The organism is Martinezella sp. CNPSo 3732, from assembly GCF_057784515.1.
This window is the reverse complement of sequence record NZ_JBXSOO010000001.1, coordinates 1-14260: the sequence shown is the minus strand read 5'-3', so window position 1 is coordinate 14260 and position 14260 is coordinate 1. Positions and strand designations below refer to the sequence as shown.

Sequence of the window (14260 nt, the reverse complement as noted above, 5' to 3'; positions counted from 1 at the left end):
GCGAGAAATGGCAAAACCCCAGATTACGCCGGCAAAGACAAATGCAACGCGACGTGGCCGTCCGCCGCGGGAGAGGGCCGGAGAGGTCGAGGACAGAATTCTGCAGGCCGCCCTCCAGGTCTTCATCGCCCGAGGTTATGAGGGCGCCAGTATTGACGAGATTGCCGAGGTGGCGAGAGCCGGCAAGCCGAGCATCTATGCGCGCTTCATCAACAAGGAGACCTTGTTCAGAGAAGTCGTCATCCGCTGGGCGCAAAAATCCGGTGAAATGGTGGCCTCAGCCACGTCGGGCAGCATCCTTGAACGCTTCCAATCCGCAGGTGTCTTGATCGTCCAGCGCGCCATAAGGTCGGAGACCATCGGGCTCATACGCAGCGTGATCGGTGAAGCGACCCGCCATCCGGATCTAGCAACGACGATCCACTATGCCATGCGGGCACATGGAACGGCTACCGCAATGAAACTCGTGGCAGAATTGGCGGAGGCCGAAGAACTCAAGCCATTGCCTGCCTTCGCGCCGGCTAACCTTGAAGCCACCACTCGATACTTCATCGATCTGGTGTTGCTGCCGATGATGATATCCTCGCTGTTTCATGCCGATCTGACGCCCGTGAAGTCGCAGATGGAAGATCATGCACGCGAGGCTGCCACTTTTTTCTTGCGCGGCTGTGGCTATAGCGGCGTTTGACGGATTCTCCAAACCGCTCCAGCTCTTTGTTTTCAAGCAATTCGGGACGGAAAATCGCTGCGCTCTCTTCCTGGAACTGCTCCAATCTTCAATAGGCGGCGAGCAAGTTCGACCCGAAATCGGGCTCGACGCCGAGCAGCGGCGCGGCGTGGCTGATGATATCATGGACCATGGGTGCTGCTGTTTCTGCAGCGAGGTTCAGGTTGTGCACGCCCGTCAGCGGCTGATCGATGAAGGCCAGCACCACGTATTTCGGGTTATCCATAGGGAATGCGGCCAGGAACGAATTGAAGCTGAGCTTGTGCGAGTAAACGCCGTGAATGACCTTGTTTGCGGTGCCCGTCTTCCCGCCGACATGATAGCCGGGGACGTCGGCGGCTCGGCCTGTGCCCTGTTCGCCGTTCAGCCGGAAGAGATAGCGGATCGTGTCGCTGGTGCTCTTCTTGACGATCATCGTCTCGGTCTTTTCCGCCTCTTCCTGCGTGCGCGGAAGAAAGGAGGGTTCGATCAGCTTGCCGCCGTCAATGAGGGCTGCGCCGGCAACGGCGGTCTGCATCGGCGTGGTGGCGACGCCGTGGCCGAAGGCGATGGTTATGGAGTTGAGCTTCTTCCAAACCTTTGGTTGGCTGGGCGCCTTCACCTCGGGCAGTTCGGTTTGCATCTTCGTCAACAGCCCGAAGCGGGTCAGATAGCTCTTCTGGATGGCCATGCCCACCTTGTCCATCATCTTGGCCGTGCCGATGTTGGACGAATAGCGGAAGATTTCAGGGATCGACAGAATACGCCGCGGCACGTCGCGGTCGTCATGGATAGTGAAGCCGCCGTAATGCAAGGGAGAGCTGGCGTCGAAGGTGTCCGTCAGCTTGACCATACCCGTGTCGATGGCCATTGCGATCGAGAAGGTCTTGAACACCGAGCCCATCTCGTCTGTGCCGTTCGACATGCGGTTCAGCCAGCCTTTGACATCAGCCTGCGGATCGTTCGGATCGAAATCGGGGGCCGAGGCCATGGCCAGGACTTCACCGGTATGAATGTCGAGAATGACGGCGCCGGCCGCCTGACTTTGATAGCGGCCGATCGCATCCGACACCACGTCGTGGACGACATTCTGGACGCGCAGGTCGATCGAAAGCCGCACCGGTTCCAGCTGGTCGCGGCTCGTCAGACCCGTGGAAGCGAGATCCGACAGGCCCTGCATGTCGAGATATTTCTCCATGCCGGCAACGCCATGATTGTCGATATCGACATAGCCGAGAATATGGGCGGCGGTTCGCCCGCCCGGATAGAAGCGCTTGACCTCGGGCCGAAAACCGATCGCCGGAATGCCGAGCGCCAGGATTTCGCTCTGTTCCTTCGGCGTCAGCTGCCGGCGCAACCAGGCAAAATGCGAGCGGCGATCGGCAAGCTTCTTATAAAGGGACTTGCGATCGATATCGGGAAAGATCGAGGCGATTTTTTCCACTGCCTCGTCCGGATCGATCACGCGGTTGGGCTCGGCAAACATCGAGACGGTGCGGATATCGGTTGCGAGCAGTTCGCCGTTTCTGTCGACGATATCCGGGCGCGCGGCGCTGACATGATCCGGTGGAATCGCCGAGGTGTCGGTCCTCGGCTCCATATCGAAATAGGTAAGCCTGGCAAAGATCGCCACATAACAGACGAGCAACCCACCCGCGAGCATCATGATGCGCGCTTTGGCGAGTTTTGCTTGGCCCGTCGCGCGTACCGGCGGGCGCTCGCGTCCGCCAGGACCAAAGGTGATTCTGATGAGGCGACCGCTATTTGCGCCGAGGGCGTGGATGATCGACATGAACGATTTATTCGCAAAACGGGGAAGGCGGACGTGCCTCTGGATCAACAATCTCTAAGCTCAAGATGGTTAACAGGGGCCTAATTATAAGTTTTTCTTACTAACGTTGTGTTTGAGGCGTACCTCGCGCGTTGCGCGCATGACGATTGCCAGCCAGACGGCTTGCCTGACTATATCCGCGCCAGAACTGTTTGGATGTGGTTCAGACCGCGAGCTGCTCGGCACCCTGAGATCGAACCAGAGCCTCGAGCTCCTCATAAAGAGATTCCGCAAAGCTGCGCAGCACAGTCAGCTCGAAATCGTTCATGTTGGTGCGCGTGAGCTGCACCGAGATATGACCGAAAAGCGTCACGGCACTGCACCCCTCCGGGAAGCTCGATGGATGCAGATCGACGGCCGTACCTTTGTTGAGCACCTGGGGGGCGTTCGGGCCGGAAATGAGGATGCGGATACGGCCGTGGCTCTGGTCGCAGATGAAGGCACGGCCGGCCAGGGCATCGGCAAGAGCCTGCCTTTCGGATTCGGCGAGCGGCTCATTGCCGGCAATGAACCATTGCCGGTATCCCGCCGGGCGTACGGAACTTTGCTTGAGGCCGGCCGCGGGAAGATTGGCCGCAAGCTCTTCGCTCGTGGTTGCGCCCATCACATGCAGGAGATGGCCCTCGGGCAGGGCTTCAAGCCGGATGGTCCCGCCTTGCAGAACGGCCTTTCCGGCAAGGACCGGCTTTGATATCGGCAAATCAGGCATGGAGTTTCTCATTCTGGGGGTCGATGAAGACCGGGCTGCAGATCACTGCATCCGTGTATTCGTTTCTAAGCCCGTTCCAGACGACGACCTTTTCGCCGACGCGCGCCGGTCCGTTCTTGATAAGAGCGAGCCCGATCGTATGGCCGAGGCTGGGGGAAAAGGCGCTCGATGTCACATAGCCCTGATCGTTTTCGAGCGTCGCCGCCGCATCTTCCGCGAGGATATGAGCACCGGTACGGAAGCTGGTCGCCGGGTCTATCGGTTTGACACCGACGAGGCGAGGCCGATCGGCGGCCTGGAGACCTTCGCGCGCGAGCATCGCCTTGCCGATGAAATCGGGCTTCGTTGCCGAAACCATGCGGGCAAAGCCAAGATCGCCTGGTGTTACCGTGCCGTTGATCTCGGCATGGGTGACATGGCCCTTCTCAATACGCATGACGCCAAGCGCCTCGGCGCCATAGGCACAGATTTCATGTTTTTGACCCGCCTCCATGATGGCGTCGGCGACGAACTCTCCATAGGCCGCCGGCACGCCGAGCTCGTAAGCGAGCTCGCCCGAAAAGGATATCCGGAAGAGGCGGCCTTCAAGCTCGCCGCCGAACAATGAGACCGCGCGCGCGCTCATGAACGGGAAGGCGGCGTCGGAAATATCTTCGTCGACGATCTCGGAGAGGATCGTCCGCGATTTCGGTCCGGCGACCGCCATCTGAGCCCATTGATCGGTTGACGACGCAAAATAGACCTCCAGCTCGGGCCATAGAGTCTGGGCGCAGAACTCCAAATGGGTGAGCACGCCGGCCGCCAGCGCCGTCGTCGTGGTCATGAAGAAATGGTCTTCGCTCAAGCGGCTGGTGGTGCCGTCGTCATAGATCATGCCGTCTTCGCGCAGCATGATACCGTAGCGCGCCTTGCCGACGGGCAGCTTGGCAAAGCCGTTGCAATAGATACGGTCGAGGAAGGTGGCGGCGTCCCTGCCGAAGATCTCGATCTTGCCGAGCGTCGAAACATCGCAGATGCCGGCATTTTTTCGAATGTTCAGGACTTCGCGATCGACACTTTCGCGCCAGGTCTTCTCGCCTTCGCGCGGGAACCAGGAGGAGCGGTACCAGAGGCCGGTCTCGACGAAGACTGCGCCGTTCTTCTTTGCCCATTCGTGCAAGGGGGATTTTCGCGCCGGCTGAAAATGCTTAGCCCGCGAAGTACCTGTCAAAGCACCGAAGGAAACAGGGGTATAGAACGGCCGAAATGTCGTGGTGCCGACCTCGGCCGGGGAAACACCACGGGCCTCGGCCAGAATGCCGATGGCATTGATGTTGGAAAGCTTGCCCTGGTCGGTCGCCATGCCGTTTGTCGTATAGCGTTTGGCAAGCTCGACATCGCCATAACCTTCGCGCACGGCGAGCCCCAGATCTTTCAGGTTCACGTCGTTCTGGTAGTCGACGAAGGCTTTGCCCTTGCCGCCCTTGACGAACCAGAGAGGCGATGCGGCTTGTTTCGTATCGTCGACCGACGCAAAAGCCGGTTCCACTTTGGCAAGACCAATTGCCTCGAGCGCCGCGACGGCCTTGCTGGCGCCATCGCCGAGGCATGCTTCGGTGGAGGCAAGACCGGCGGCGGCACCTGCGATCGTCAACCCTTCCTGTTTTTCCGGCGCGAGGAAGGCTGCATGCTTTTCCGACCAGACCGGCTTGGCGCCGCGATGGCAGGCAAGGTGAATGATCGGGCTCCAGCCGCCGGACATGGCCAAAGCATCCGCATCGATCTCCTGCATGCCCGAGCCGCTCGCAATCTTGACCCCGCGGACCTGCTTGGGGCCGACCGCATCGAGAACGCATGCACCGGTCAGCACCCGCGCCTTGCCGTTCCAGTGTTCACCTGTGGTGCGCGTATCGACGATGGCGGCGACGTCAATGCCTGCGGCCTCAAGGTCGGCGGCAGTGCGATAGCCGGAACTGTTGGTCGTGAAGACGACCGTACGTTTGCCGGGCGCGACAGCCTGGCGATTAAGATAACTGCGCATGGCGCCTGATATCATGACGCCTGGAATATCGTTGCCGCCGAAGACAAGCGGCCGCTCCTCGGCGCCGGTCGCAAGGATCGCCTGCTTGGCGATGATGCGCCACAGGCGTTCGACCGGCTGGCTCGGGTCGGGCGCTGCCACATGCTTCTGGACGCGCTCGACCGCACCGAAGACGTTATCGTCATACCAGCCGATAACAGTCGTGCGCGGCAGTCGTTGCACGTTCGGCAGGCTGTCGAGTTCGTCCAACATATCCTTGAGTGACGAGCTGCTCTCCGAGAGCAAACTGCCGCCGAGAGCGAAGCCTTCGTCCACGAGAATGACGCGCGCTCCGGCACGTCCCGCTGTCAGCGCCGCGGCAAGGCCCGTGGGCCCAGCGCCGATCACGAGCAGATCGCAATGTGCCCAGCACTTCTCGTAGGAGTCTGGATCGGCTTCATAGGAGGCCTTGCCGAGACCGGCGGCCTTGCGGATCAGCGGTTCGTAGACCTTCTCCCAGAAGGCGGCCGGCCACATGAAGGTCTTGTAGTAGAAGCCGGCGCTCAGGAATGGCGAGAGCAGCCCGTTGACGGCGCCAAAATCGAAGGCAAGCGACGGCCAGCGGTTCTGGCTGCGGGCGATCAGCCCGTCATGAAGCTCGATCATCGTGGCACGGCTGTTGGCCTCGGTGCGGCCGCCTGTGCCGGTCGTGACGAGCGCATTGGGTTCGGCGGCACCCGCTGTCAGGATGCCGCGCGGCCGGTGATATTTGAAGCTGCGGCCGACAAGCTGGATGCCGTTGGCAAGAAGCGCGGAGGCAAGCGTGTCGCCCGGATGGCCGGTCAAATCTCGGCCATCGAAACTGAAGGCAACGGTTTTGGAGCGGTCGATCCGGCCGCCGGAGGAGAGGCGATAGCTGCTCATGCCTCACCTCCGAGCTTGGCAAGTGCCGCGTCGCTGACGCCGTGAACCTTGTGAGTGACCGTGTCGCGCTCGACGATCAGCCAGCGGCGGCAGCCGGAAGAATGGTGCCAAAATTCCTTGTGCCGCCCCCTGGGGTTGTCGCGCAGATAGACGTAGTCGTACCAATCTTCAGCGTCGGCATTTGGGGCAGGGCGGCTGATACTTGCATCCCCCTTGATGGTGAATTCTTCCTTGGGACGTGTGCCGCAGTGAGGGCAGGAAATAAGGCTTGCCATGTCGTCATGTCCTCAATGCAGGTTCGGCTGGGCGCCGACGCCCTTTTCATCGATCTGAAAGCCACGTCGGAATCGGTCGAGGCGCAGCTGTGTCGCCGTTTCATGCGGCTCGTTGCGGGCGATCAGATGGGCGTAGCAGTAGCCCGAGGCCGGCGTGGCCTTGAAGCCGCCGTAACACCAGCCGGCGTTCAGATAGAGATTGTCGATGTGGGTCCGGTCGATGATCGGGGAGCCGTCCATGCTCATATCCATGACGCCACCCCATGTGCGCAGGTAGCGCACGCGGGTCAGTGCCGGGATCATCGCAACGCCGGCTTCGGCGACGTGTTCGACAGTCGCGAGATTGCCGCGCTGGGCATAGGAATTGTAGCCGTCGATATCGCCGCCGAAGACAAGGCCGCCCTTGTCGGATTGCGAGACATAGAAATGTCCGGCGCCGAAGGTGACGACGCAGTCGATGAACGGCTTCAGGCCTTCCGAGACGAAAGCCTGCAGCACATGACTTTCGATCGGCAAACGCAGCCCCGCCATGTCGGCGACGACGGTGGAATTGCCGGCCGCCGCCAGCGCAAGCTTGCCGCAACCGAGAAACCCCTTCGTCGTCTCGACACCTGTCACGCGACCCTGGTCGGTGCGGATGCCTGTGACTTCACAGCCGGTGATGATGTCGACACCACGGCTATCGGCTCCGCGTGCATAGCCCCAGGCGACTGCGTCGTGGCGCACCGTGCCGCCGCGCTGCTGCAGCAGGCCGCCCATGATCGGGAATCGTGCGTTTTCGAAATCCAGGAAGGGCAGCTTTTTGCGAACGGCTTCGCGATCGAGCAATTCGGCATCGACTCCATGCAGGCGCATGGCATTGCCGCGTCGCGTATAGGCATCGCGCTGCGCATCCGAATGAAAGAGATTGAGCACGCCGCGCTGCGAGACCATGGCGTTGAAGTTGAAATCCTGCTCCAGCCCTTCCCAAAGCTTCATCGATAGCTCGTAGAAGGGATTATTGCCGGGAAGTAGGTAGTTCGAGCGGATGATCGTCGTATTGCGGCCGATATTGCCCGAGCCGAGATAGCCCTTTTCCAGAACGGCGACATTGGTGATGCCGAAGGTCTTGGCGAGATAGTAGGCAGTCGCCAGCCCATGGCCGCCGCCACCGACGATGATGACGTCATAATGTGGCTTCGGCTCCGGCTGGCGCCAGGCAGGCGCCCAGCCGGTATTGCCGCGAAGGCCGTTGAGAAAAACAGAAAAAGCCGAATAGCGCATGGTCAGGTCCGCTTTGAATTGCGTTCATGATGACAGAGCGGAAAACGCCGACTTGCAAAATTAGGACCTATTTCGATAGAAAAGGGACATGACGGCGATCGATAGCAAAAATAGCCAGAATATTGGTTTCATCCTGATCCCGGGATTCGCCTTGATGTCCTTTGCCTCGGCAAGCGAGCCGTTGCGGGCGGCCAATCTCCTGGCCGGGCGGGAAATCTATCGATTGTCGATCTTCTCGCCGGACGGCACCCCGGCGGTCTCGTCGGGCGGTGTGCCGGTGCCGGCCGAACCTCTTCCTGGTCGAGGCTCAGGTCTTGGCACGGTTTTCGTCTGCGCCGGCGGCTCGCCGCGCGATTGGCACTATCCAGCGGTTCTTGCCTGCCTGCGCCAGCTCGCACGCGAGGGCGTGCGCATCGGCGGCATCTCGGGCGGTCCTTATCTATTGGCCGCCGCCGGTCTTCTGGCCGAGCGCGATTTCACCATTCATTGGGAACATGCTCCGGCTCTGCTGGAAGCCTTTCCGGCACTTGCGCCACGTCAGGCACGCTTCGTCATCGACGGCAGTCGTATCACCTGCGGCGGCGGTATTGCGCCGCTGGACATGATGCATGTGCTGATATCAGAGCGCATGGGCGCCGATTTTGCTCGCCGCGTCAGCGACTGGTACCTGCATACGGAGGTGAGCGAGCCGACTGCGCCGCAACGCGGTTCGCTCGCCGAGCGTTACGGCGTTCACCATCCGGGTTTGCTGGGCGTGCTCGAAAAAATGGAGGAAACGATCGAGATGCCGCTCGATCGTGCCGCCATGGCGCGCATTGCCGGCGTCACGCCGCGTCATCTCGACCGGCTGTTTGCCGCTCACCTCGGCTCGACGTTTCTCGAGCAATATCGGCGAATACGGCTGCAGCATGCCCGGCGGCTCCTCGAGCAGAGCCCGCTTTCAATTTCCGAAATCGCCATCGCCACCGGCTTTTCAAGCGGCGCGCATTTTGCCCGGGCCTATCGCTCTCTTTATGGGATTGCGCCCGGTGATACCCGTCAGGCGTGATTTTCGCCGCAGTTGAGAAAATTTCACTCGGAGGATAGGATCGCCGCAGCAAGCCCTGCCGGCAAAAAGGATCATAAATGAAAACCAAGGCAGACAACATATCGGCCGACGACCAGTCTCATGGCGGACGGTCAGCTTTTTCACAAAATCCGCATGCGGTGCGCGAGCCGAAGGAAAACAATCTCGAGATGGCGATCGGCCACGAGGTTCGCGCCTATCGCAAGAAGCTCGGAATCACCGTGACGGACCTTGCCGCCGCAACTGGCATCTCGCTCGGCATGCTGTCGAAGATCGAAAATGGCAATATCTCGCCGTCGCTGACGACGCTGCAATCGCTGTCGCGCGCACTCGGCGTGCCGCTGACAGCTTTCTTCCGTCGTTACGAAGAGCCGCGCAACGCTGTCTTCGTCAAGGCTGGCCAAGGCGTCGAACTCGAACGCCGCGGCACGCGTGCCGGCCATCAGTATAATGTGCTCGGCCATATCGACAACAATTCGAGCGGCGTCATCGTCGAGCCCTATCTCATTACGCTGACGGCCGATTCCGATGTCTTCCCCACTTTCCAGCATGAGGGCATGGAGTTCCTCTATATGCTCGAGGGCGAGGTGATGTACCGTCATGGCGACCAGCTCTATCCCATGCAGCCGGGCGACAGCCTCTTCTTCGATGCAGATGCGCCGCATGGACCGGAAGTGCTGGTGAAACTGCCGGCGAAATACCTGTCGATCATCAGCTATCCACAGCGGGGCAAGACTGATTAACTTGCCTAAAAAGAAAAATTTATTCTTTTGAGTTGAAAAACCGCATTGGACCTGATAGCCATTTTTGCAGATGCGAAAACGGAGGGTTTGGGCATGTGCGGAATTGTCGGTCTCTTCTTGAAGGATAAGGCGCTGGAGCCGAAACTTGGCGCGCTTCTATCCTCCATGCTGATCACGATGACCGATCGCGGACCTGATAGCGCGGGCATTGCGATCTATGGCAACGATAATGGCAACACGGCGAAGATAACCGTCCAGTCAGCCGATCCGCTCAAGGATTTCGACGGGCTGGAATATGAACTCCGGCGCGCGCTCGACGTCCCGGTATCTGTCGTGGTCAAGAGCACGCATGCGGTCATCACTCTTGCCAAGGATAAGCTGGACGAGGGCAGGGTGGCCCTGACGGCCTCGCGGCCGAATATCCGCGTCATGAGTAGCGGCGATACCGTCGAGATCTACAAGGAAGTCGGCCTGCCGAAGGATGTGGTCTCGCGCTTTGGCGTCGCTGCCATGTCCGGCACGCATGGCATCGGCCATACCCGTATGGCGACCGAGTCGGCCGTCACGACGCTTGGCGCTCATCCCTTCTCGACAGGTTCGGACCAGTGCCTGGTTCACAATGGTTCGCTCTCGAACCACAACAACCTGCGTCGCGAGCTTAAGCGCGTCGGCATGACCTTCGAGACGGAAAATGATACCGAGGTCGCGGCCGCCTATCTGACGGCTGAAATGGCAAAGGGCAAGGATCTCGGCGCGGCATTGGAAGGCGCGGTTGACGATCTCGATGGCTTCTTCACCTTCGTCGTCGGCACCAAGTCCGGTTTCGGCGTCGTTCGCGACCCCATCGCCTGCAAGCCGGCGGTCATGGCCGAAACCGATCAGTATGTCGCCTTCGGCTCGGAGTACCGGGCGCTGGTCAACCTGCCTGGCATCGAAAATGCCCGCATCTGGGAGCCGGAGCCGGCGACCGTCTATTTCTGGGATCACGAAAAGGCTGCTTGATCAGAAGCGCCGCAATCGAGAGAGATCTTACATGCCAGTTTTCGACCTATCCGTCACACCGCTGCGCGAACTCAACAGCGCTCTTCATGGCCTTCCCCCGGGCGCCAACGATCTCGCCTTCGAAGTCGTCAACCCGCGCGGCCATCATGCCGTCGCCGCCGGTATCGATGCGCCCGTTACTGTCGATATCAGGGGTTCGGTCGGCTACTACTGTGCCGGCATGAACGACGGTGGTAACGTCACCGTGCATGGCTCCGCCGGTCCCGGCGTCGCCGAAAACATGATGTCCGGCAGCGTCGTCATCGAAGGCGATGCCAGCCAGTATGCCGGCGCGACCGGCCGCGGCGGCCTGCTTGTCATCAAGGGCAATGCGGCGTCGCGCTGCGGCATCTCGATGAAGGGCATCGACATCGTCGTCTACGGCAATATCGGCCATATGTCCGCTTTCATGGGCCAGTCCGGTCATCTCGTCGTGCTGGGCGATGCCGGCGATGCTCTGGGCGACAGCCTCTATGAAGCCAAGCTTTTCGTTCGTGGTTCGGTGAAAAGCCTCGGTTCGGACTGCATCGAAAAGGAAATGCGCCCGGAGCATCTGGAGAAGCTTGCCGAGCTTCTCGAGAAGGCCGGCGTGCGCGGGGTCAAGCCTGAGGAATTTAAGCGCTACGGATCGGCCCGCAAACTCTACAATTTCAACATCGACAATGCCGATGCGTATTGAGACGAAGGGGACCTCATGAGCTACCACAATCCATATACGCCACCCCGCAAGTCGGCGACCTTCGATGATCATACGCTCGCGGAAATCCGCCGTGCGGCGGCAACCGGTATCTACGATATCCGTGGCGCCGGCACGAAGCGCAAGGTGCCGCATTTTGATGATCTGCTCTTTCTCGGCGCGTCGATCTCGCGCTATCCGCTCGAAGGCTATCGCGAAAAATGCGATACGACCGTCGTCCTCGGCAGCCGTTTTGCCAAGAAGCCGATCACGCTGAAGACCCCGATCACCATTGCCGGCATGAGTTTCGGTGCGCTTTCCGGCAACGCCAAGGAAGCACTGGGCCGCGGTGCGACGATCGCAGGGACCTCGACCACGACAGGCGACGGCGGCATGACCGATGAAGAGCGCGGCCATTCGCAGACGCTGGTCTATCAGTACCTCCCGTCGCGTTACGGTATGAACCCTAGAGATCTGCGCCGCGCCGACGCAATCGAAGTCGTGGTTGGCCAAGGCGCCAAACCCGGCGGCGGCGGCATGCTGCTCGGCCAGAAAATCTCCGATCGCGTCGCTAATATGCGCAACCTGCCGAAGGGCATCGACCAGCGCTCGGCCTGCCGCCATCCGGATTGGACCGGCCCCGACGATCTCGAAATCAAGATCATGGAGCTGCGCGAGATCACCGATTGGGAAAAGCCGATCTACGTCAAGGTCGGCGGTGCGCGGCCCTATTACGACACGGCGCTTGCCGTGAAGGCCGGTGCCGATGTCGTTGTGCTTGACGGCATGCAGGGCGGCACGGCCGCGACCCAGGATGTCTTCATCGAGAATGTCGGCATGCCGACGCTTGCCTGTATCCGTCCCGCCGTTCAGGCGCTGCAGGATCTCGGCATGCATCGCAAGGTGCAGCTCATCATCTCGGGCGGCATCCGCTCTGGCGCCGATGTGGCGAAGGCTTTGGCGCTCGGTGCCGATGCGGTCGCTATCGGCACGGCGGCGCTGGTTGCGCTCGGTGACAACGATCCCAAGTGGGAAGAAGAGTACCAGAAGCTCGGCACGACGGCCGGCGCCTATGACGACTGGCACGAGGGCAAGGACCCGGCCGGTATCACGACGCAGGACCCGGAACTGGCAAGCCGGCTCGATCCGATTGCTGCGGGCCGGCGCCTTGCCAATTACCTCAAGGTGATGACGCTGGAAGCGCAGACGATCGCGCGCGCTTGCGGCAAAAATCACCTGCACAATCTGGAACCTGAGGACCTCTGTGCGCTGACGATGGAAGCTGCCGCCATGGCGCAGATTCCACTTGCGGGCACCAATTGGTACCCGGGCAAGGGAGGTTTTTAAGATTTCGGCCGGGCTAAGAGGCCCGGCCGCTGCATGCATCATCGAAGTGTCTCGAAGAAATCCAAAGGGGAACGAGAATGACACTGGATCTTGCTGCCTTTGCAAAGGACAAAGGCATCAAATATTTCATGATCAGTTATACGGATCTTTTTTCCGGTCAGCGCGCCAAGCTCGTGCCGGCGCAGGCAATTGCCGGGATGCAGGAAGAGGGCGCCGGCTTTGCCGGTTTCGCGACCTGGCTCGACATGACACCCGCCCATCCCGATCTTTTTGCCGTACCCGATGCTTCCTCCGTCATCCAGCTCCCATGGAAGAAGGATGTTGCCTGGGTCGCCGCCGATTTGCTGATGGATGGCGAGATCGTCGCCCAGGCGCCGCGCAACGTGCTGAAGAAGCTCGTCAGCCAAGCCGAGGCCGAAGGCAAGCGGGTGAAGACCGGCGTCGAAGCCGAATTCTTCCTGATCACCGCCGATGGCTCGAAGATCTCGGACGAATACGACACCGCTGAAAAACCCTGCTACGACCAGCAGGCCGTCATGCGCCGTTATGACGTCATCGCCGAGATCTGCGACTATATGCTGGAGCTCGGCTGGGGCGCCTATCAGAACGACCACGAGGATGCCAACGGCCAGTTCGAGATGAACTGGGAATTCGACGATGCCTTGAAGACGGCGGACAAGCACTCCTTCTTCAAGTTCATGGTCAAGTCGATCGCCGAAAAGCACGGTCTCAGGGCGACATTCATGCCGAAGCCCTTCAAGGGCCTGACAGGCAACGGCTGCCATTGCCATATTTCCGTATGGAGCAATGACGGCAGGACCAATGTCTTTGCCGACAGGGAAGCCGAATTCGGCCTGTCGGTCGAAGGCAAGCATTTCCTCGGCGGCATCATGAAACATGCCTCATCGCTGGCGGCGATCACCAACCCGACGGTCAATTCCTACAAGCGCATCAATGCGCCGCGCACGACATCGGGCGCCACCTGGTCTCCCAATACCGTGACGTGGACCGGCAACAACCGCACCCATATGGTGCGCGTGCCCGGTCCCGGCCGCTTCGAGCTGCGCCTGCCCGATGGTGCCGTCAATCCATACCTGCTGCAGGCGGTGATTATCGCTGCCGGCCTGGATGGCCTGCGCAGCATGGCCGATCCCGGACCTCATCACGATATCGACATGTATGCTGAGGGTCACCTGGTGAAGAATGCACCGCGCCTGCCGCTCAATCTGCTCGATGCGCTGCGGGCCTATGACGAGGACGAGGGGCTGAAGCAGGCGATCGGCTCGGAATTCTCCGAAGCCTATCTGAAGCTCAAGCACCAGGAATGGAACGCCTACTGCTCGCACTTCACGCAGTGGGAGCGCGACAGCACGCTCGATATCTGAGTGCGCAAAAAGACACGAGAATTGACCCAAATGCCGCGCTTTATCGCATATGGCGGGATCATCCTCGGAAACTCCTTCTCCCCAGCGGGGAGAAGGTGGCCCGAAGGGCCGGATGAGGGGGCTTTCCGATTTGAATTCATGGACTTTCGTGCTCGTGGCGGGTACCCCCTCACCCGCCTGACGGCACCCTCTTCCCGCTGGGGAGAAGGGGTGTGCGGCAGCGTACCTGCCCCATATGCGATTGCCTGGGACACATGAGGCGGAGTTTTGGCCGCGGACGGCGGAGGAAAATCAG

At 60.5% G+C, this 14260-nt stretch carries 12 protein-coding genes; 7 read left to right on the top strand and 5 right to left on the bottom strand.

Annotated elements, in window-relative coordinates; translation table 11 throughout:
- Positions 1-7: 7 nt before the first annotated feature.
- Positions 8-688, top strand: coding sequence for a TetR/AcrR family transcriptional regulator (locus tag AC13RM_RS00060; protein WP_158225485.1), 681 nt, complete (start codon positions 8-10; stop codon positions 686-688).
- An 88-nt stretch (positions 689-776) separates the two neighbouring features.
- Here the strand turns inward: AC13RM_RS00060 and AC13RM_RS00055 are convergent, their stop codons facing one another.
- From AC13RM_RS00055 to AC13RM_RS00035, 5 genes are all read right to left on the bottom strand, one after another.
- Complete coding sequence (locus AC13RM_RS00055; RefSeq protein WP_488554408.1) at positions 777-2498, bottom strand: peptidoglycan D,D-transpeptidase FtsI family protein; 1722 nt, start codon at positions 2496-2498, stop codon at positions 777-779.
- 202 nt (positions 2499-2700) lie between these two features.
- Positions 2701-3246, bottom strand: a complete 546-nt coding sequence (locus tag AC13RM_RS00050; protein WP_374824532.1) for a sarcosine oxidase subunit gamma family protein — start codon at positions 3244-3246, stop codon at positions 2701-2703.
- Positions 3239-6169 (bottom strand): sarcosine oxidase subunit alpha family protein, encoded by a 2931-nt coding sequence (locus tag AC13RM_RS00045; protein ID WP_374824529.1) that lies wholly within the window; start codon positions 6167-6169, stop codon positions 3239-3241. The genes AC13RM_RS00050 and AC13RM_RS00045 overlap by 8 nt, the downstream gene beginning before the upstream one ends.
- Positions 6166-6444, bottom strand: coding sequence for a sarcosine oxidase subunit delta (locus tag AC13RM_RS00040; RefSeq protein ID WP_285177589.1), 279 nt, complete (start codon positions 6442-6444; stop codon positions 6166-6168). The genes AC13RM_RS00045 and AC13RM_RS00040 overlap by 4 nt, the downstream gene beginning before the upstream one ends.
- A gap of 12 nt (positions 6445-6456) precedes the next feature.
- Positions 6457-7707 (bottom strand): sarcosine oxidase subunit beta family protein, encoded by a 1251-nt coding sequence (locus tag AC13RM_RS00035; protein ID WP_440479011.1) that lies wholly within the window; start codon positions 7705-7707, stop codon positions 6457-6459.
- Between the two features lie 88 nt (positions 7708-7795).
- Between AC13RM_RS00035 and AC13RM_RS00030 the strand changes: the two genes are divergently transcribed.
- From AC13RM_RS00030 to glnT, 6 genes are all read left to right on the top strand, one after another.
- Entirely contained in the window at positions 7796-8755 is a 960-nt protein-coding gene (locus tag AC13RM_RS00030; RefSeq protein ID WP_440479010.1) for a GlxA family transcriptional regulator, read from the top strand.
- Between the two features lie 77 nt (positions 8756-8832).
- Positions 8833-9516: a helix-turn-helix domain-containing protein gene (locus tag AC13RM_RS00025; RefSeq protein ID WP_440479009.1), complete on the top strand. Its 684-nt coding sequence runs from the start codon at positions 8833-8835 to the stop codon at positions 9514-9516.
- Between the two features lie 93 nt (positions 9517-9609).
- Positions 9610-10518 carry a class II glutamine amidotransferase gene (locus AC13RM_RS00020; RefSeq protein ID WP_440479008.1) on the top strand — a complete coding sequence of 303 codons (909 nt, stop codon included), beginning with the start codon at positions 9610-9612 and terminating at the stop codon, positions 10516-10518.
- Between the two features lie 31 nt (positions 10519-10549).
- A complete protein-coding gene (locus AC13RM_RS00015; protein WP_440479007.1) occupies positions 10550-11236 on the top strand; it encodes a GltB/FmdC/FwdC-like GXGXG domain-containing protein in 687 nt (228 codons plus the stop codon).
- A gap of 15 nt (positions 11237-11251) precedes the next feature.
- A complete protein-coding gene (locus tag AC13RM_RS00010) occupies positions 11252-12580 on the top strand; it encodes an FMN-binding glutamate synthase family protein (protein ID WP_113232288.1) in 1329 nt (442 codons plus the stop codon).
- A gap of 77 nt (positions 12581-12657) precedes the next feature.
- Positions 12658-13965 carry a type III glutamate--ammonia ligase gene (gene glnT / locus AC13RM_RS00005; RefSeq protein ID WP_440479006.1) on the top strand — a complete coding sequence of 436 codons (1308 nt, stop codon included), beginning with the start codon at positions 12658-12660 and terminating at the stop codon, positions 13963-13965.
- Positions 13966-14260 lie beyond the last annotated feature (295 nt).

Coding starts and splice junctions, on each gene's coding strand:
- AC13RM_RS00060 (WP_158225485.1), top strand. CDS start 8: ATGGCAAAACCCCAGATTACGCCGGCAAAGACAAATGCAACGCGACGT.
- AC13RM_RS00055 (WP_488554408.1), bottom strand. CDS start 2,498: ATGTCGATCATCCACGCCCTCGGCGCAAATAGCGGTCGCCTCATCAGA.
- AC13RM_RS00050 (WP_374824532.1), bottom strand. CDS start 3,246: ATGCCTGATTTGCCGATATCAAAGCCGGTCCTTGCCGGAAAGGCCGTT.
- AC13RM_RS00045 (WP_374824529.1), bottom strand. CDS start 6,169: ATGAGCAGCTATCGCCTCTCCTCCGGCGGCCGGATCGACCGCTCCAAA.
- AC13RM_RS00040 (WP_285177589.1), bottom strand. CDS start 6,444: ATGGCAAGCCTTATTTCCTGCCCTCACTGCGGCACACGTCCCAAGGAA.
- AC13RM_RS00035 (WP_440479011.1), bottom strand. CDS start 7,707: ATGCGCTATTCGGCTTTTTCTGTTTTTCTCAACGGCCTTCGCGGCAAT.
- AC13RM_RS00030 (WP_440479010.1), top strand. CDS start 7,796: ATGACGGCGATCGATAGCAAAAATAGCCAGAATATTGGTTTCATCCTG.
- AC13RM_RS00025 (WP_440479009.1), top strand. CDS start 8,833: ATGAAAACCAAGGCAGACAACATATCGGCCGACGACCAGTCTCATGGC.
- AC13RM_RS00020 (WP_440479008.1), top strand. CDS start 9,610: ATGTGCGGAATTGTCGGTCTCTTCTTGAAGGATAAGGCGCTGGAGCCG.
- AC13RM_RS00015 (WP_440479007.1), top strand. CDS start 10,550: ATGCCAGTTTTCGACCTATCCGTCACACCGCTGCGCGAACTCAACAGC.
- AC13RM_RS00010 (WP_113232288.1), top strand. CDS start 11,252: ATGAGCTACCACAATCCATATACGCCACCCCGCAAGTCGGCGACCTTC.
- glnT (WP_440479006.1), top strand. CDS start 12,658: ATGACACTGGATCTTGCTGCCTTTGCAAAGGACAAAGGCATCAAATAT.